Genomic DNA, 18,538 nt, shown 5'->3' with positions numbered 1-18,538 from the left:
TTTGAATTTCTTTTGATTTGTTATAAGTAACGCCCCTAATAAAAAAACAACAATCTTGAAAGGGTTTATGGGGGGGGGGGCATAACTCCTTTTAATTTATTATTTAAATTCATTTTTTTCCTTTGTAATTTGCTCATAAAATCGCAGATTATAACCTTAAGTCGGTTATCAAATCTTTAAATACATAGGATTTGAAATCAATTTAATGTCTTGATAAATTTGAAAAATTCTTTTTTTAAAGCTCTAGATGATTAGAATATTTAAAGAATTTATAAAGTTTTTTAATATATAATGATAACAATTACTAAAATTGTATAATAGATTAAGGATGAAACTTGAAAATAAATTTTTATAAAATTCTAATTGCAAATTTTATAATGCTTCAAACATTAAGTGCAGTCGATGAGATGACTGCCACTTTAAATCGAGTGATTACTTCTGCAACAGGTTTTGATATGCAGCTCAAGGATGAAGCACGAAATATTTTAGTAATCGATAAGGAAACTTTGACAAACAAAGGCTATCAGTCTTTAGACGAAGCGCTCCGATACGTCCCGCTACTCACCTTTTCCAATAATGGCTTTGGCGATAATATCGACCTTCGAGGTCAGGGTGATAAGGCTAATACAGCCGTCAAAGTTCTCATCAATCGCGTCCCTATCAATCTTTTAGACACAAGTCACGGCGTTACGCCCATCGGAATGATCAACATTGAAGACATAGAATCGATAGAAATCATACCCGGAGGCGGGGCCGTAGTCTATGGAAATGGTACGCGAGGAGGGGTTATCAATATCGTCACGAAGCAAAATCCTAAAAATTATGCCAACTTTACCCTAAAGGGCGGATCTTATGAGACTAAAAATGGATTTTTCGGACGTGCCGATATATCTGGGGGCAAAAAAATCAATGAAAAATTATTTATCAAAGGAGATGTAAGCGTTGCCAATACTAGCGGATACAGAAAAGGGGACAGCTTATTGAATTTTTTTGGGGGAGCAGAAATCATCTATAAAATAAACGAAAATCAATCTCTAAACTTCAATGCCAACTATTCACATTCGCTCTCTACCACTTCTCCGACCATAACGCTTGAAGAAGTAGAAAAAGACAGAACAGCACAGGGCAATGGTAGAATCATCAGCCCTGAAGATTTTGCGAGTGTTTCAGCAGACTACCGTATCAAAACACAATCGTGGAATTTTGATTTATTGGGCTTTTATCAAATGAATAATGTAAATTACACAACAGATGTTAGCACTCTGACTACGATGGGTTTATCTGTGCCTTTTGATCAATCTGGCTCAAGATTTTTCAATCAAGCCGCAGGCTTCAACGCCAAAGCCAAATATATTGCCGGTAAAAATACACTGATGTTTGGTTATGATTTGCTTTATCAAAATGCCTACCGCAAATCCAAAGCACACTATTCTTTCATAACTACAATATCTCCAAGACCGATGGCTATGGATCACAGCTGGACAACTGACATTAATGGGCATAAACTTGCCAATTCTATCTATATTCTTGACCGATACGCTTTCTTTGAAAAATTTGATCTTAGCGGCGGGGCAAGGTATGAAATCAGCCATTATTTTATGGATAGAAACAAATGGAGCCAAATGATTATGAATGGAAAGGGTGCGCCAAAAAATGATCCCAATTATTCCAAAACGACTTTTAGAAATAATTATGCCCTTGAGCTTACACCAAATTTTAAATATTCCTCCACAGGAAATGTATATGCCAAATACGAACGTGGCTTTATCACTCCCGCTCCCAATCAACTCACCAATTCGGATAAAACAGGAATTCATTACAACGGACTAAAACCTGAAGTTTATGACACATTCGAATTGGGATGGAAAGATGAATTTTCTTACAGCTACTTGAGTGCAACGCTTTATTATACACTCACTCAAGATGAAATCAATGTCAATCAAATTGAACACGGCACAACTTGGACTTACACCAATCTTGATAAAACTCAAAGGTTGGGGGTAGAACTAGTCGCCATTCAAGATTTATTGGATTCTGATTCCCTCCACCTCAACGAATCTATTTCCTATCTCAACGCAAAGATCACCAAAGGCATCCATAAAGGAGAAAAAGTTCCTCTTGCAAGAGAATACAAAATTACTTTCGGGATTGCCTATGATATCATCAAGTCATCTAAAGAACTTCTAAGTATTTTTACTAATAACTCCTTCTTCGGACCCACACTAGACTCAAGCTATAGCAAAATGAAGCCTTATAATCTGACAGATTTAGGATTGAATTATCGTCTAGGAGGTTTTAAATTGAATGCAGGTGTTCGCAATATTTTTAATTCCAAATACTTTAGCTACCAATTGGCAAAAAGTTCAGATATGTATATACCCGCAGGCTATATACCTGCTGCAGGAAGGAGCTATTATGCAGAGTTAAGATATGATTTTTAAGCTTTATTTGCTGATTGCATTGGCTTATCTTCTGAGCATTCTCCTATCTTTAAGCATTGGAAGCGTCGGTATTGATTGGAGTAATTTGAGCGAAATGTCAAAAATTATCCTTTTTGACATCCGAGCACCTAGAATCTTGATGGCGATTTTTATCGGTATGCTATTGGCAAGTTCGGGGCTTGTCGTTCAAAGTGTTTTTGTCAATCCGATTGCTGATCCTTATATCATTGGCATTGCTTCAAGTGCAACTCTTGGGGCTGTATTGGCATATCTGCTTAAAATGCCTGATTTTTATTATGGCGTCTTTGGATTTTTTTGTTGTGCAGCTTTTACTCTGTTGATTTTCTATATTTCTAAGAAACAAAGTATTGTTACATTGCTTATCATTGGCATTGCAGTCTCTTCTTTTTTGGGTGCTTTTACGACCTTTGCAATTTATCTTATTGGCGAAGATTCTTTTAAAATCGTTGCTTGGCTAATGGGTTATCTCGGGAATGCCTCTTGGAATCAAATTTTGATTCTTTTGATTCCATTGATAGGATGTATGATTTATTTTTATTACAAAAGATTTGAGTTAAATATTTTATTGAGCGGGGATGATGAAGCCAAAAGCCTAGGGGTCAATGTGTCTGAATGTAAAAAAAATCTTCTGATAGTTGCTTCTTTGGGTGTAGCTTTTTGTGTCGCATTTAGTGGCTTGATAGGATTTGTAGGATTAATTATCCCCCATATGATGCGTATGTTTTTAAAAACAAACAATCATTCGATTTTACTTCCAGCCTCTTGTGCTTTAGGCGGGGTATTTCTGCTTATTTGCGACACATTTGGTCGAACGATATTAGCACCTATAGAAATCCCTATCGGCGTCATCACGGCATTTTTTGGAGCACCATTTTTTTTATATTTAGCTTTCTGCCAAAAGTTAAAACAATGGTAAATACTATTCAAATAAAAAATTTATCATTTAGCTACAATGCTTCCAAAGTTCTCAAAAATATCCGTTTAAATGCAAAAAAAGGCGAATTCATTGGGATACTTGGCTCTAACGGCTGTGGAAAAACTACTTTAATCAAACAAATATTAGGCATTCTTAAGCCTTCATCAGGCAGTATTGAAATCTTTGATCAAGATATTTCAAACTACACATATAAAAGCCTTGCGAGTATTATTGGCTTTCTTCCTCAAAAATCTTCACTTTCAATGCCACTATCTGTAGAAGATGTCCTTTATATGGGCAGGTATTCCTGCCTAAAAAACCCTATCAAAGGATATGGGACTCAGATAAAGAACGCATTGAAAATATAACCGAAATGCTTGGCATCAAACATCTTAAAAATCGCATTGTTCTAACCTTAAGTGGCGGAGAGCTTCAAAGGGTTCTTTTGGGTAGGGCTTTAGTATCAGATCCAAAAATCTTATTGCTAGATGAGCCAACAAGTGCGCTTGATTTGAATTACGCCATTGATATTATGAAGATTTGCGAAGAGCTTTGTATAAAATCGCAAATTACAATCATATCTGTTCTGCACGATCTCAATCTTGCAAGCCTGTTTTGTATGAAAATATATTTCCTTAAAAATGGAGAAATTTTTTATGAGGGAAGTCCGAAAGATTTATTCCAGCCACAGATTTTAAAAGAAGTTTATGGGTTTTCCTGTGATGTAATTGCTCATCTTGAACGCCCATTTGTGATCTTAAAAAAAGAGAAAAAATGAAAAAAATATTATTAGTGTTGTGCCTCATATTTAGTTTTGGTATTTCAAAGCAAAGTTTGATTGTTTTAGATCCTGCAAGCGTTGAAATTATCTATCTTCTAGGGGGAGAAGAGCAAATCTTAGGCATTGCAAAAATGCAAAATTCCGTAATTGAGCCAAAAGAAAAAACCTCAAAATTAAAAAGTGTGGGAACGTTTTCCAACCCATCTTTAGAACAAATCATCGCCCTCAAGCCTGATATTGTTGTCTTAAGCTCCTATAGCTTAGGTTTGAAAGAAAATCTTGAGAGATTTCATATCAAAACAATCTATCTAAAAGCAGATAACCTCAATGAAATCGCTCAAAATATTCAAACACTAGGAAATATTTTGGGCAAGGAAGCAAAAGCTAAAAAAATCATCACTGAGTATCAAGAAAAAATCAAACGCTTAAGCGAACACCCTTTAAATAAAAAAGGGGTTTTTCTTTACTCTGCTTCGCCACTAATGGCGTTCGGACAAAACACATTGCCTGGGGATATTTTCAAAACTATCGGGATTGATAATATCTTCAAAGACATTATTGGAAAAAGACCTGTGATATCCCAAGAATATATTTTTCAAGCTAATCCCGAAATAATCTTATATGGGATTAGGATACACAATCAAGATGATCTTCTTAAAGCAAACCCGATGCTAAACAAAACCAAAACAGCACAAAATAGACAAATGTTTTATCTTAATGTTCATTCTTTGCTTCGAGGATCACCTACAATCGTTGATAAAATAGAAGAGATTTATAAGCAAATTTCTGATTGAAAATTAAAGTATAATAAACGCTTTAATTTTGGAGTTCATATGCTAAATAAAACAAAAATCAATCAATTTATTCTCCTTGGAATTGTCTTAATCACACTCAATTTACGCGGACCCATTACTGCAGTAGGACCTGTAATTGAGCTTATTAAAAAACAATACTCCTTTTCTAGTGCTACAGCTGGTCTCATCACGACGCTGCCTCTCTTGGCATTTGCTTTTTTTTCACCTTTAGCCTCTAAATTCAAATATACCCAAATGATGTTTTACGGGATTATGTCTATTATTCTGGGGGAAATTATTCGTTCTTATACAGGAGAGATCGGCCTTTTTATCGGGACTTTAATAATGGGAGCAGGGATTGCCATCGCCAACGTTTTGCTTCCAAGTGTCATCAAAGCAAAATTTCCAAAAAATTTTGGGAAAATAATGGCAATTTATTCGCTTGTTTTAGTCATCTCTGCAACCATAGGTGCAGGCACATCCGTTCCTATGGCAATTTCTTTGCATTTGGGATGGGAAAATGCACTGGGTCTATGGGTCATAATTGCCATATGTGCATTATTTCTATGGTACCCGCACTTAAAAGGTAGAAGAAAATACCAAACCAACAAAGCCCAAGCAATCCATTCCATATCTATCCATAAAACATCAACAGCCTGGTGGATCACACTTTTTATGGGAACTCAATCGCTAATTTTTTATAGTGTGGTCGCTTGGTTTCCATCCATTCTCACTCAAAAAGGCTTCAGTCTCTATTTTGCCTCAAATATGACTCTGCTTTATCAGCTCTGTTCATTACCAGTGGCTTTTTTTGCCCCAATGTTGCTTGCTAGAGTGCGCAATAAAAATCGCCATATCGTAACGGCATTTTTGTGCGTAATGTATGCACTTGCATTCATAATATTATATTTTCAAAATAGCGTTCCTATGATATTTATTGCAACTATCCTGCTAGCTTTCCCAATGGGTGGCGTGTTTGGCATTGCACTTTTATTTATCTCAATCAAAGCCTCATCGCCTCAAAATGTAGCGCGCTTATCGGGAATGGCACAATCTTTGGGCTATTTAATCGCTGCTTTAGGTCCAATATTTCTAGGGTTTATTTATGATCTTTCCAACTCTTGGAAACCGCCCTTAGCCTTATTCTTTGTTCTTTCATTAATATTGATTTTTTTTGCATATAAAGCGAACAACTCTAAAACAATTTAGAGTTGTTCTTATAAAAAATAAAAATTACTTTGTGACAATAGTTTTGACTCCATTGCTGCCATAAACTAAAATTCTCTTGGTTTTACCTTTGTATTTATTCAATGCATTGGTAAAATCTGCAGTAGTTTTAATACTAATATCTTCAATTTGAGAAATAATATCTCCTTGTGAAAAACCTGCCTCTTCAGCAGCTGAATTTTCAGCAACGGAACTGACTATCACGCCATTAATATCATTTGGTATTTTATATCTTTGTCGGATTTGAGGTGTCAATGTTTCGACTTTCAATCCACTAAGCTGTCCTTGCATATTGCCCTTAGGAACCGTAACTTCTTTCTTATTGCTATTTTTCCTTTCAGCCAAAGTGATTGTGATGGTATGCTCTTTTTTATCTCGAATATATTTCAAAGTAATTTTTTGATTAGGACTTAGCGAACCAATAATATTTTTAAGCTCAGCAGCATCTTTGATCTTTTTACCATCGACCTCAGTGATCAAATCCCACACCATCAATCCTGCTTTTTTTGCCGGAGAGTCTTTTTCAAGACTGATAATGACAGCGCCTTGCTTATCCCCATAAGTCCCCCTCAAATCATTGCTAATATCCTGAATACCTACGCCAAGATATCCTCTTTCAATTTTGCCATTTTTAATCAATTGGGTTACAACACTTTTTACCATATTTGAAGGTATGGCAAAGCCAATGCCGTGATTCCCCCCTGTTCTTGAAATAATCGCAGTATTGATACCCACTAGAGCACCACGACTATCTATAAGTGCGCCACCGGAATTTCCCGGATTGATTGAAGCATCTGTTTGGATAAAATTCTCATAATTATTAATGCCCATTCCGTTTTTATTGAGTGCAGAGACAATCCCTTGTGTTACCGTTTCTCCTACCCCAAAAGGATTTCCAATAGCAAATACCACATCTCCTACAAGCAAATCAGAACTATTTGAAAATTTTATAAAAGGCAAATTTTGCTTATTGATACGGATAACTGCCAAATCACTATCGGCATCTGCACCAATAAGAGTTGCAGCATATTCTTCTGTGCTTCCAGGCAACGTAACCGTAATCTTATCGGCACCATCAATTACGTGATTATTGGTTACGATATAGCCATCAGAAGAAACAATTACACCACTTCCTAAAGCTCTTTCAACTCTGTCTTTGGGTATTTGATTATAAAAATCACCAAAAAATTGTTGGAAAAAAGGATCATTAAACATCGGATTGTTTGTGATCTGGTTTTTAATCTTTTTTTGCGTTGAGATATTTACAACAGCTTGAGTAGCATCTTTAACAGAGGCATTATAAGAATACACTGCATTTGAAGAAATATCGGGACTGACACGCTTATTCACATTTGGCATATTCTCAATGCTAAAGGCATTTAAACTCAATGCTCCTGCCAAAACCGCACTGATTAAAATTTTATATTTCATAAATAACTCCTGATTTTAAGGTAATTTTAAAGAAAAATTTTAAATCAAAATTATAAATATTTAAAAAACTGAAAATTTATCTGCTTCTTCATAGTTCTGTAAGCAGATAATTCTCCATTCTTTGAGCAATGATTCCAAGCTATATTTGGCATTTGCCGGACTTGTTGAGGGCAGTACAAAAATATCTTGTTTAATATTTGGATAGCAATGCTTCACATAGAGTTCAGCTGCTTTCTTGCCATTGGCAAAAATCTTTTTCACCGAAGAATTTTTAAGAATCAAACTGATATCGTTAGGAACTACGTTTTGAATGCTTGCATCGCTTGATCCTTTGATTTCACAACTTGAAATGACATCCCACAAGGCAATATGATTATCTAGCAAAAAATCAATCCTTGATTGCACATCTTCTAAAAAAGGTTTTTTAAATAATAGGCACAAAACCTTCCAAAACCGATTTTGCAGGTGATGGTAATAAAAATTTTCTCTCGAAACCTTTGAAGGAAATGAACCTAAAATCAAGATCTTAGAATTCTTGTCATAAATAGGTTCAAAAGGGTGTTTCAAAAATAATTTCATTCCCCCATACGTTCCAATTTGCTTATAGCTCTTGAGATGATCCCCAAAAGCACTTGATCATCTTTAGGATTAGAATCTTTAAGTGCAGGATTGAATTCGGTAAATTCAAGGGCAATAAGCTTTTGTCCTAACTTTTCTATCAAAAGTCCGATACAAGTATCAAGCTCAGCAGGATAAAGCCCATTATTTTCCCTTACCCCTGTCGAAGTGAAAATCTTTCCGTCTAAAACATCAGCATCAACACTTAAATAAATACGATCAACATCTTTTAAATAAGCTGCAATTTTTGCAATCGCCAAAGGAATATCTTGTCTAATCTCTGCAATCGCATAAAGAGGAATCTTGAACTTTTCAATCATCTCTCTTTCAGACTTCTCCATACTCCGCACTCCCACATAAACAATGTTTTGAGGTTTTATATTATTTATTTTCGTTCCCAAAGAGCATAATTCTTCCCATTGTCGCATTGTTGTTTTCTGCAATGAATTTTCTCCTGATGTAACCACATTTAATACTCCTCCCAAAGGCATACCGTGAATATTTCCCGAAGATGTATCATAAGGAGTGTGTAAATCCGAATGAGCATCAACCCAAATAATTCCTATAGACTCTTTGGCATAAGCGTTTTTAAAAGCACTCAAAGTTCCCAAAGCATTGGAATGATCCCCACTCAAAATCACAGGAAATTTTCCACTCAAAATAACTTCATTCATCGTTGGAATTAATTTTTCCTTAAAAAATTTATAAATGGTTTGGATATTCTTTGAATAATCAGGTTCACGCCGATCTTCTAAAATCTCACAATCATTAATAATTTTTAATGCCTTTTCTATCAGACTTTTATGATTTTGTTTGAGCATATCATCCAATAAACCTACCCCTTTTGCAGAACCCCTTTTAGAAGCTCCGATATCTGAATAAATTTCTACTAATTGCAATGCCATAATATTTGCTCCGTTATTATAGATACTATTTTGCTTTTCCAAATTTATTTTTAGTTAAAAAATAAATGACATAACATAAGGCAATATAAATAATCGTCGCCCAAATACCTATGCGTTGTTGCGGGTCAAAATAAGCCCCAACAACCCCGATAAGACATCCTAAAATCCCTATTATTTGCGTAAAAGGTGTAAAAGGTGTTCGATAAGGCAAATCTTTCAGTAATTTTCCCTCCGCTAAATAGCGTTTGCGAAAAATATACTGGGATATCAATATGCTGACCCAAACAATGATAACTGTGAAACTCACCACAGATATGAGCATTTCAACAACAGTTGCCGGAGCAAATTCTGCAGTAAATAAAGCGACCAAAGAAAAACCTATCGACAAATATAATGCAAAAATAGGCGTCCCTCTTTTATTAAGTTTGGCAAAAATTGAAAAATACATTTTTTTTTCTGCCAAACCATAAATCATTCTAGAAGCCCCATAAAGCCCTGAATTAGCTGTAGAAATAAGTGCAGTGATGATGATAAAATTCATTATTGAAGCCGCATATGGAATGCCTTCTTTCAAAAATGGAAGACGAATTCTCTCTAAAACACTCACAAATGGACTTTGTGTGATTGTAGAGTCATTCATAGGCAAAAATACCGAAATAATAAATACAGACCCGATAAAGAAAAAGATGATCCGCACTAAAGTTGCTTTGATAGCTTTGGGCATTACTTGGACGGGATTTTTTGTCTCACCTACGGCAACACCAATAATTTCTGTTCCTGTAAAGGCAAAAATTACTGCTAAAATAGTCCCCAAAACTGCATAAATACCATTTGGAAATAATCCGCCTTTCTGGAAATAAAAATTCTCAAAAATAGCACCAAAACCATTGAGATAGAAATGATAGATGATAGCTGCAAAACCAATGATGATGAATACAAATACCGCCATTGTCTTAATCAGACTCAAAATAAATTCACTTTCAGCAAATATTTTCACCGAAAAGGAGTTCAACAAAAAAATCAAGACAACGCAAGCTATGACCCACTCATACACAGGAATACTCGGGAACCAATATTGCATTAAAAAACCAATTGCAATATACTCTACCCCCACACTGATCACCCAGCCCAACCAATAAAGCCAAAAAATCATATATCCCGTTCCTGGACCAATAAAACGATAAGCATAATCCCCAAAACTCCCCGTATTTGGGAAAGAGCTGGCAAGCTCACCCAAAGAAAGCATAACACTATAAATAATGATACCCCCTACGGCATAGGCGATAAGTGTTCCAAGAGGTCCGGCATTATGAATATTTCCCCCAGTTCCAACAAAAAGACCCGTTCCGATAGCCCCACCAAACGCAATCATCAAAAGATGTCTCAATTTGATATCCCTGATCAGACCATTTTCTTTGGACTTCATCACAAACCACCCCCATAAATATTATATTTTATCTAAAAAATACCTTGCTATAAGTCAAAACTACTTTGCCTGCACAAACAAAATCGTATGTGAGAGAATTCGCTTTGAATCAAACCCATCATCTTATCTGTCTGATAAGTTTGAATTTCTCATCTCAAACTAAAAAATAGATTTTATATTTTTCCTTGAGAACGAAACTTTTTCAAAACCCCGATAAAGGTTTGCATTTCCTCAGGCGTTCCCAAGCTCACTCGATTGTATGTAAGCAATGGCGGGAATGGGCGTCCAACCAAAATTTGCTCTGATTTCATTTGATCGATATAAACCTTTAAATCCCCTTTAATTTCATAAAATACAAAATTAGCATAGGTCGGAATATATTTGATTTTAAGCTCTTTAAATCCATCATAGACTACTTTTTTAGATTTCTCATTGGTTTGAATGCTTTTTTGAGCAAATGCTTTATCTGCCAATGCAGCAAGCCCAGCATAAGCAGCCAAATAATTAATATTATCAAGTCCTATAAAATTTTGTAAATCTTTGATCACTTGAGGATCAGCAATGCCATAACCTATCCTCAAGCCTGCTAAACCATAAATTTTAGAAAAAGTCCGAGTTACTAGAATATTTTTTCTTCCCTCTTTGATATATTTCAAACCGCTTTTAAAATCTGCTCCGGCATATTCTGCATATGCCTCATCAAAAATAAATAAAATATCTTTAGATGAAGCATTAACCCAATTTTCAATCTGTTGCGCCGAAGCAATTGTGCCGGTAGGATTATTGGGGTTACAAATATAAACGATGGAAATACCTTTGAAATTTTGTGCCTTTTTTTGCATCGCAGGAATATCTAATTGCATTTTCGAATTCACTGGAACTTTAATAATTGAAGCACCCGTAGGCTTTCCATAAAGTTCAGCATACTCAAATGTAGGATCTCCTACAATAATTTGAACAGATTTTTTTGCAAGTCGAGCTTGATTGACAAAGGCATAAACAGCTGCCTGGATAACTTCAGATGATCCATTCCCTAAAATCACATTGTCAATTTTAAAATCAAGATTTTTTCCGATATTTTCTGCCAAATGTGTTCGAGCCGAATTTTTATCATAACCCAAATATTCAGATGCATTATTCAAATTGTCCAAAATAGCCTGCTTGGTATTTTGAGACATTCCTAAGGGGTTTTCATTATTCATTAATCTTATAGGCAAAGATCCTTTAGGGGATATCTTTGGCGCTTCTTTGGCTTGAAGCATTGGAGAAAGCCCACTCAATAATAACGACCCCCACACAGCTGCAGCAGAAGTTTTAAGCAAATTGCGACGACTTTGAACGAATTCTTGTGTTTTTGATGTCATAATATATCCTTTATGTAATTTATATACTATTTAATATACTTTTAATTCCAAAATATCATCAATAAAAATAATTTTAATCTATAAATATTTGACTGATGTTAATAAAAGTAACAAATAGCTGAAAAATAAAATATTTATAAGCAAGATTTTTTTCAAGTCTTAATACCAAAATCAAAATAATTATCTTCAAAGGCTGCTAAAGGAACATCAAAAATTTTACTCAAATAATCTATTTTTAAAACTTCGCTCATATTCCCGTAAATATGCTTAGGAATATGCTTTTCGCGATAAAGCAAAAGACATTTTTGAGAAATTTTGAAAGCGTGATTAATATAATGCGTGTTTAACAAAACGCTCACACCTTTTGAGGAAAGTTTTTTGAGCAAATCCAAAATTACAAGCTGATTTTTCATATCCAAATTAGATTCAGGCTCATCAAGCACTAAAAGTAAGGGATCACTCACTAATGCACGTGCAAATAAAACCATCTGCAGTTCCCCGCCGCTTAAAAGATGACAATAGGAATGGGCTAAATGCAAGATACCCAAATCCTCCAATGTTTCCATTGCTTTATTCAGATGTTGTTTTTTTGGGCGAAATTGCAATATCGGATTACAACCAAGCAATACCATATCCACAACTTTTATACCCATATGCATATTTTTAGCCTGAGGAACATAAGAAACTTTTTTCCAAAAATCACGCATTGAAACAATATTTTGTCCAAAAAGCAAGCTTTCACCATTGCTCCATTCCAAAAACCCCATACAACATTTTAAAAACGTCGTTTTGCCAATTCCGTTGCAACCCAATACACAAAGTATCTCCCCCGCATTTAAATCAAGATTGAGATCCTCTAAAATTCTTTTGTTTTTTCGATAAAAGCCTCCATTTCTCACGCTAAATAAACTCACAATCTTATTCCTTTATTATTTTTGAGAATATAAATAAACAAAGGGGCTCCAAAAAGCGCACTCAAAATTGAAACAGGAATTTCATCTGTGCTGATACTCCTAGAAAGCGTGTCTAAAAAAACCATAAAAATTGCCCCAAAAGCAAGGCTCAATGGGATGACTTCAGCATTATCACTTCCCCGAAGCAAGCGAGCCATATGAGGAATGAGAAGCCCCACCCACCCAATCAACCCACACATTGAAACAACAAAGACAACTACTAATGTACTTGAGCAAATAAAAAGCGTCCGATAAAACCTTAATCTTATCCCCAAACTCCTAGCTTCATCATCATCAAGAGCAAGAATATTAAGCTTCCATCTAAAAAGATAAATAATAACACAACCCATAGCAATCCCTATAATTCCCAAATAAATCTCATCAAACCCACTTACTTGCAGAGAACCCAAAAGCCAATACGTAATCGCAGGCAAAACATCTTGAGGATCAGCGATATATTTTATCAAGGATAAAAAGCTTTGAAAAAGCGCTGAAACTATGATGCCTCCAAGTACAAGCATAATTGTTCCATACTCCTGACTCCCTTTGGCAATAAGAGCCACAACGCCAAGGGCAAGAAAACCAAACCCCAAAGAAATGGCAATCATCCCCATTTTTCCTAATCCTAAAACCAATCCTAAAATCGCTCCAAAAGACGCTCCGCTACTGACCCCTAAAATATCAGGTGTGGCAAGGGGATTTTTAAACACACTCTGAAAACTTGCTCCGCTTGCTGCCAAACCCATCCCGACAAAAATTTCCAACACAATTCTTGGCAATCTGAGGCTTAAAATAATTTGGGCATTTCTATTTTGCTCACAAATCCCTTCTTGAAACCAAGATAAAAAAACACAACCGATTTGCCTCCAACCCATCTCATATCTTCCTATCCATAATGCAACCACACAAAACACCAAAAGCAAAAACCACAAAAGAATTGTTTTCATTAATCATCCTCAATATTTATAAGCATATTTGAGTATGAAATTTCTGCCTGGCTCTACAAGTGGGTTTCCCACTAAATCATTGGGATATTTCAAATTTTCAATCGTAACGGGATTTCTTCCTACAGCATTAAAAAGATTTTCTACACCGATGATAACTTGCATATCTTTGAAACTTTCAGAAAATCTTTCCAAATCCCACCCAATATAAATATCGCTCATTGCATAAGATTTGGTTGGACGTTCTTGAGCAGGATCAATACGCGATTTTGATTTGCCTAAATAAGCACGTTCAACGATTTTAAAGAACCAATTTGAGGCATTATATTCCAATGATATCCTGCCATAAAGCGGGGCGATGTATTTATAAGGTCTGTTATGAGTAACATCTTGTCCATAGGTATAAGTAAGGCTGTATGAGAACTGCAAATGATTGTCTAAAAACATATGCCTACCTCCAAGTTCTGCACCTGCAATATAAACTTTTCCAATATTTTCATACCTGTTGGGAGTGCCAAGCTGAGTAGTGGTTGTCGTGATAAGATCTGTATAATAAGTAAAATACCCCGTAAGTGAAACCCAATGATTAAGACTATGTGCTCGAAAACTGATTTCTGCAGTATCAGAATATTCAGGCTTTAATGCAGGGTTAGGGATAGTCTCTAAAGCCAGATTTCCTGCAACGCTTGAATTCATTCTCGATCCTGCACCACTCACACGAAAATTATGACTAAGATTAATGGCATTGCTAAAAAATTCATTGAAAAAATATACCGACCCAAGTGCGCCTGTAAGTGCTCCGTCATTGATAAAGCCATTTTCATCTAATATTTTTGAAATTTGGGGCACTTCAGTCGAAAAATGGGGTTCTTTAGAAATCGTTGTCAAAACATAATCGCCACGAACAGAAGCAGAAAATATCCAAGATTCCATCACTATCCAATCATCCTTGACAAATATCCCAATGTCTGTAAAAGTAGAAGGTCGATAAAGGGTTTTTATCACATTTTTCGGGATGGCTTTTTGAGGTTTATAAACTTTTACTTGAGGACCCAATTCAGTATAAAAATCAATCCCGTAAGCAACAGAATGACTCCCCATTTTTTTGTCGGCGATAAATCTGCCCCCCAATATATAGCTATTAATAACGGGCTGAAGCGTTCCTGTAATATCATTGTAAATATCCGTATCATATTTTCTTACATACAGATAAGATTCCAACTTATCAGCAAACGAAAAATCATAACCCTCCAACCCAATGCGTAAATAATATTCTGTAAGCGGATCTTCACGAATGTTTGTATAAGGATACCCCGGAGCCGCCCCTAAACCACCGGCTCGTCTTGATATGACATTCTCATATCTCCCTTGTGCATAAAATCTCATTGATTTAGAATTTGTATAGCCAATGTTAAAATCCCCACCATAAGTTTGAAAACTGCTATTTTTAGCTATTCCAATCGGCGTAAGATAATCTTTGCCTCCTTTGGCATTGCCCCCTATCAAAATATCCCAACCATCGCCCCCACCAACAATCTCAGCTCTCCCACCAACATAACTATTGACACTAGCAAAATCTAAAGCCCTGATTTTAGGCATTAGGCTAAAAGGAGTATGGATATCGCCGTAAAAGCGACGACTTCTAAGATTGATAATGCCATTCATTGCATCTGAACCCCATAGAGAAGAAGCCGGTCCGCGAATCACTTCAATGTTCTCAATAGAATTAGGATCAAAGGTATTGAATTCCAAAGTATTTCGCCCCTTAATGCGCACACCATCAAGCAAAACTACCGATCGGCTATCATTGGAGTTCATTCCCCGCACACTCATCTGTCCATTGATTCCTCCAGATCGAGAATACGCTAAACCAGGAACTTCTTCCAATAAACTTTGAATCCCCCCTGTGCTGACATTTTGCAAAATTTGTTTTTCAGAAATAATACTAATACTTTTGCTTTGTTCCTCCAATGGGAGTTCAGACATACTTGCCTGTGTGACTATTTTTTCAAGTCGATAAATTTTTCCATTGTCTTGATTATTTTGATCAATATTCTCTTGTGCTAAAACAATCATAGAAATGAAAATAATAAAATAAATAGCCTTCATATTTCTCTATCCTTATTTAAGATTGTGATTTTTATTAATTAAGATTTAAAAAAATAAAAATAATATTTTAAAATTTCTTAAATAAATATAAAAATAATAATTAATATTATTTTAATTATCTATATTATAGAATTTTGCTGATTTTAAAAAATATCTATCAATTATTAATAAAACTTTGGAGACAAAATGCTAGAAAAATTATCTATTGCTTATTTGGATTCTCAAGGCTGTGAAAAAACTGGTCTTTACAATCATTTCTTATATGCAGAACATCTAGAATACTTTGATATTTACACACGGCTCAAAAAAGGGGATTTAAAAGATTTTAAAGTTGCAATTATCCCGACAAATATTGATGAAATCCATCTTTCAAAAAATCAATCTGAGATTAAAACATTTCTTTCTGATTCAAAGATTCTCATTTCTTTTGCCCAAAATTTTTTGCCTTGGTTGCCTGGAAATAATCTCTATAATCCAAGCGAAGTCCCCATCAAAGATAGAGTTATTAAAATTTGCACACATCAAATTTTTGAAGGCGTGAATGAATATGATCTAAACTATAGGCGCGGTGTTAAGGGGTTTTTTAACAGAGGATATTTTAACCCACCTCCAAATGCTCAAATCATTCTCAAAGATAATCAAGATCAATGTGTCGCCTACATTGATCGCACTTCAAGTAAAGGGGTTATTTTAAGCACTGCAGGAGCAGATTTATTGGGTTATGGTATTTTTGACACAAATACAGCTCGCAGAATGGGTATAGGTCTCTTAAAATGGATAACAGAAGAAATGAAACAGCTCAAAGGATAAAAATGAAATTGAAAAATGCGATTATAACAGGTGGAAGTTGTTACCATCAAAAATTTTTTACTAATAAAAATGCTAAATATGCAAATTTTTTTAGCAAACGCATTTATTTGCCTGAATTAAAAAATTGCAATCTTTTGGAATTTGATTATATTTTGATTGCCTCAAGATGTAACCAAGATTTTTTATTAGAAAATAAACATAAACTTCAAAACTATCTTGAAAAAGGTGGAAATTTAGTGCTTTTTGGTGAAATGCCAAAGACCTATATAGATGGAATAAGATGGCGAGATTATCCTACAAATTTCTGGTGGTGGGTAATCCCAAATGCTGATCTACCTCTTTATGCCCCAAACCCTTCACATATGTTATTCAATAAAATCTCTATTGATGATGCTAAATGGCATTATCACGGAGTATTCTATCCAAACGATGGTTGTGAAAATATCTTGGTGAATGAATTGGGTGAAAGCATCATTTATAAAGACAGCGTCAGTTTTGAGGGAAATCTTTATGTTACTTCGCTTGATCCAGATTTTCATTTTGGGTTTGGCTTTATGCCAAAAACGGAATTTTTCTTCGACAAATTTATGGAATGGATACACGAAGATATTTTACTTTCAAATCAAAGAGTTTGCAAATGAAATTTTTTGCTCTATTATTGATTTATGTAAATCTATCTATCGGATTAAGTCTCAAGGATTCTTTGGGAAAGACTATAGAAATTCCAAATAAAATAGAAAGAATTGCCGTTGTCGGAGGGATGTGGCCCCTACCTTCTATTATTATCTTACTAGATTCCAAGACAAACAGATTATCTCAGATACCAAAAGCGAGTTTAAACGCACTTAAAGAATCTGTTCTTTATGATTTTTATCCTGAGATTTTGAAAATCCATAGCGGTAATACTGAAAATATTGAAGAAATTTTAAAACTCAACCCCGATCTAGCTTTTTGTCATCAAGCTAACAGAAAACTTTGTGATTCCTTGAATAAGATTGGAATTCCTACCATCACCCTAAGTGTAAATATCGATAATTATAACTACAAGCTTACTCTAAAAAATTGGCTCGAAATTATCGGTAAAGTTTTAGACAAAGAAAATTTAGCACAAAAAATTATAGACAAAAATGAAAAAGTACAAATGTCCATTCAAAATAAACTCAAGGTAGCCAAACAAAAACCTAAAGCTTTAATACTGCATCGATATACAGAAAATGAGATCGTTGCTGATGGGCTTTTTGCTAATTATTTATTAGAAGCTTCGGGAGCACAAAACATATTTCCAAATTTTGTCGGGAGTAAAAAAGTAAGCTTGGAAGAAATTTATTCTCTCAATCCTGATATCATCTACATCACCAATTTCACTTCTGCAATGCCTCAAGATTTATTGAATTCTAAACTTTGGGAAGGAATCAATGCTATTAAAAACAAGCACGTGTATAAAATTCCACTAGGAACTTACCGATGGTTTGCCCCTTCAGCAGAATTTTCAATCTTTTTAATGTGGCTTTCCAAACACAATCATCCTGAGATTTTTTCTTCGATAAATATAGAAAAAGAATTAAAAGAACATTTTAAAGAGTTCTATAATATAGACTTGAAAGAAACCCAAATGCAAAAAATTTTACATCCAAGTAGAAAAGCAGGGATATTGCGATAATGCTTCTATACCCCACCCTTTAAATCAAAAACAAAGCAAGAAGAACCAAAGAACCAAAGATCAACAATCCCGCCCAATAAACTAATAAACTAATAAACTAATAAACTAATAAACTAATAAGATAATAAGATAATAAGA

The 18,538-nt window shown here is 34.8% G+C and carries 17 protein-coding genes; 9 read left to right on the top strand and 8 right to left on the bottom strand.

Annotated features, from left to right (window positions below; all coding sequences use genetic code 11):
* Window positions 1-335 precede the first annotated feature (335 nt).
* The 6 genes from BKH41_RS09140 to BKH41_RS09120 are packed head-to-tail and all read left to right on the top strand — an operon-like array spanning window position 336 to window position 6,162.
* Entirely contained in the window at window positions 336-2,441 is a 2,106-nt protein-coding gene (locus BKH41_RS09140; protein ID WP_095299288.1) for a TonB-dependent receptor, read from the top strand.
* Window positions 2,431-3,378, top strand: coding sequence for an iron ABC transporter permease (locus BKH41_RS09135; protein ID WP_095299285.1), 948 nt, complete (start codon window positions 2,431-2,433; stop codon window positions 3,376-3,378). The genes BKH41_RS09140 and BKH41_RS09135 overlap by 11 nt, the downstream gene beginning before the upstream one ends.
* Window positions 3,372-3,746, top strand: a complete 375-nt coding sequence (locus tag BKH41_RS10010) for an ABC transporter ATP-binding protein (protein WP_143428730.1) — start codon at window positions 3,372-3,374, stop codon at window positions 3,744-3,746. The genes BKH41_RS09135 and BKH41_RS10010 overlap by 7 nt, the downstream gene beginning before the upstream one ends.
* A 5-nt stretch (window positions 3,747-3,751) precedes the next feature.
* Window positions 3,752-4,156 (top strand): ABC transporter ATP-binding protein, encoded by a 405-nt coding sequence (locus BKH41_RS10200; RefSeq protein ID WP_143428729.1) that lies wholly within the window; start codon window positions 3,752-3,754, stop codon window positions 4,154-4,156.
* Window positions 4,153-4,953 carry a helical backbone metal receptor gene (locus tag BKH41_RS09125; protein WP_095299283.1) on the top strand — a complete coding sequence of 267 codons (801 nt, stop codon included), beginning with the start codon at window positions 4,153-4,155 and terminating at the stop codon, window positions 4,951-4,953. The genes BKH41_RS10200 and BKH41_RS09125 overlap by 4 nt, the downstream gene beginning before the upstream one ends.
* A gap of 39 nt (window positions 4,954-4,992) precedes the next feature.
* On the top strand, window positions 4,993-6,162 hold the full coding sequence (locus BKH41_RS09120; RefSeq protein WP_095299281.1) for an MFS transporter: 1,170 nt from the start codon (window positions 4,993-4,995) through the stop codon (window positions 6,160-6,162).
* Between the two features lie 24 nt (window positions 6,163-6,186).
* Here BKH41_RS09120 and BKH41_RS09115 read toward each other — a convergent pair whose 3' ends face one another.
* From BKH41_RS09115 to BKH41_RS09080, 8 genes are all read right to left on the bottom strand, one after another.
* Complete coding sequence (locus tag BKH41_RS09115) at window positions 6,187-7,611, bottom strand: Do family serine endopeptidase (RefSeq protein WP_095299279.1); 1,425 nt, start codon at window positions 7,609-7,611, stop codon at window positions 6,187-6,189.
* Between the two features lie 60 nt (window positions 7,612-7,671).
* Window positions 7,672-8,190, bottom strand: coding sequence for a DNA-deoxyinosine glycosylase (locus BKH41_RS09110; RefSeq protein ID WP_095299277.1), 519 nt, complete (start codon window positions 8,188-8,190; stop codon window positions 7,672-7,674).
* Complete coding sequence (gene rocF / locus BKH41_RS09105) at window positions 8,187-9,134, bottom strand: arginase (protein WP_095299275.1); 948 nt, start codon at window positions 9,132-9,134, stop codon at window positions 8,187-8,189. Before rocF ends, BKH41_RS09110 begins: the two co-directional genes overlap by 4 nt.
* A 25-nt stretch (window positions 9,135-9,159) precedes the next feature.
* Complete coding sequence (locus tag BKH41_RS09100; protein ID WP_095299273.1) at window positions 9,160-10,560, bottom strand: amino acid permease; 1,401 nt, start codon at window positions 10,558-10,560, stop codon at window positions 9,160-9,162.
* A 173-nt stretch (window positions 10,561-10,733) separates the two neighbouring features.
* A complete protein-coding gene (locus BKH41_RS09095; RefSeq protein ID WP_095299272.1) occupies window positions 10,734-11,924 on the bottom strand; it encodes a histidinol-phosphate transaminase in 1,191 nt (396 codons plus the stop codon).
* A gap of 152 nt (window positions 11,925-12,076) precedes the next feature.
* Complete coding sequence (locus BKH41_RS09090) at window positions 12,077-12,838, bottom strand: ABC transporter ATP-binding protein (RefSeq protein ID WP_095299270.1); 762 nt, start codon at window positions 12,836-12,838, stop codon at window positions 12,077-12,079.
* Complete coding sequence (locus BKH41_RS09085) at window positions 12,835-13,824, bottom strand: iron ABC transporter permease (RefSeq protein ID WP_095299268.1); 990 nt, start codon at window positions 13,822-13,824, stop codon at window positions 12,835-12,837. The genes BKH41_RS09090 and BKH41_RS09085 overlap by 4 nt, the downstream gene beginning before the upstream one ends.
* Window positions 13,825-13,833: 9 nt before the next feature.
* Window positions 13,834-15,930, bottom strand: a complete 2,097-nt coding sequence (locus tag BKH41_RS09080) for a TonB-dependent receptor (RefSeq protein ID WP_257875454.1) — start codon at window positions 15,928-15,930, stop codon at window positions 13,834-13,836.
* Window positions 15,931-16,116: 186 nt separating this feature from the next.
* Here BKH41_RS09080 and BKH41_RS09075 point away from each other — a divergent pair, with 186 nt between their 5' ends.
* Genes BKH41_RS09075 through BKH41_RS09065 form a run of 3 tightly spaced genes read left to right on the top strand, consistent with a single transcriptional unit; the run spans window position 16,117 to window position 18,400 of the window.
* Entirely contained in the window at window positions 16,117-16,740 is a 624-nt protein-coding gene (locus BKH41_RS09075) for an aspartate/tyrosine/aromatic aminotransferase (protein ID WP_095299266.1), read from the top strand.
* Window positions 16,741-16,742: 2 nt separating this feature from the next.
* Window positions 16,743-17,381 (top strand): hypothetical protein, encoded by a 639-nt coding sequence (locus BKH41_RS09070; protein WP_219350029.1) that lies wholly within the window; start codon window positions 16,743-16,745, stop codon window positions 17,379-17,381.
* Window positions 17,378-18,400, top strand: a complete 1,023-nt coding sequence (locus BKH41_RS09065; RefSeq protein ID WP_180762802.1) for an ABC transporter substrate-binding protein — start codon at window positions 17,378-17,380, stop codon at window positions 18,398-18,400. Before BKH41_RS09070 ends, BKH41_RS09065 begins: the two co-directional genes overlap by 4 nt.
* Window positions 18,401-18,538 lie beyond the last annotated feature (138 nt).

The sequence above is a fragment of the Helicobacter sp. 12S02232-10 genome, assembly GCF_002272895.1.
Taxonomy (GTDB): domain Bacteria; phylum Campylobacterota; class Campylobacteria; order Campylobacterales; family Helicobacteraceae; genus Helicobacter_J.
The sequence above is the reverse complement of the archived record's forward strand: the minus strand, read 5'-3'. Positions and strand labels throughout refer to the sequence as shown.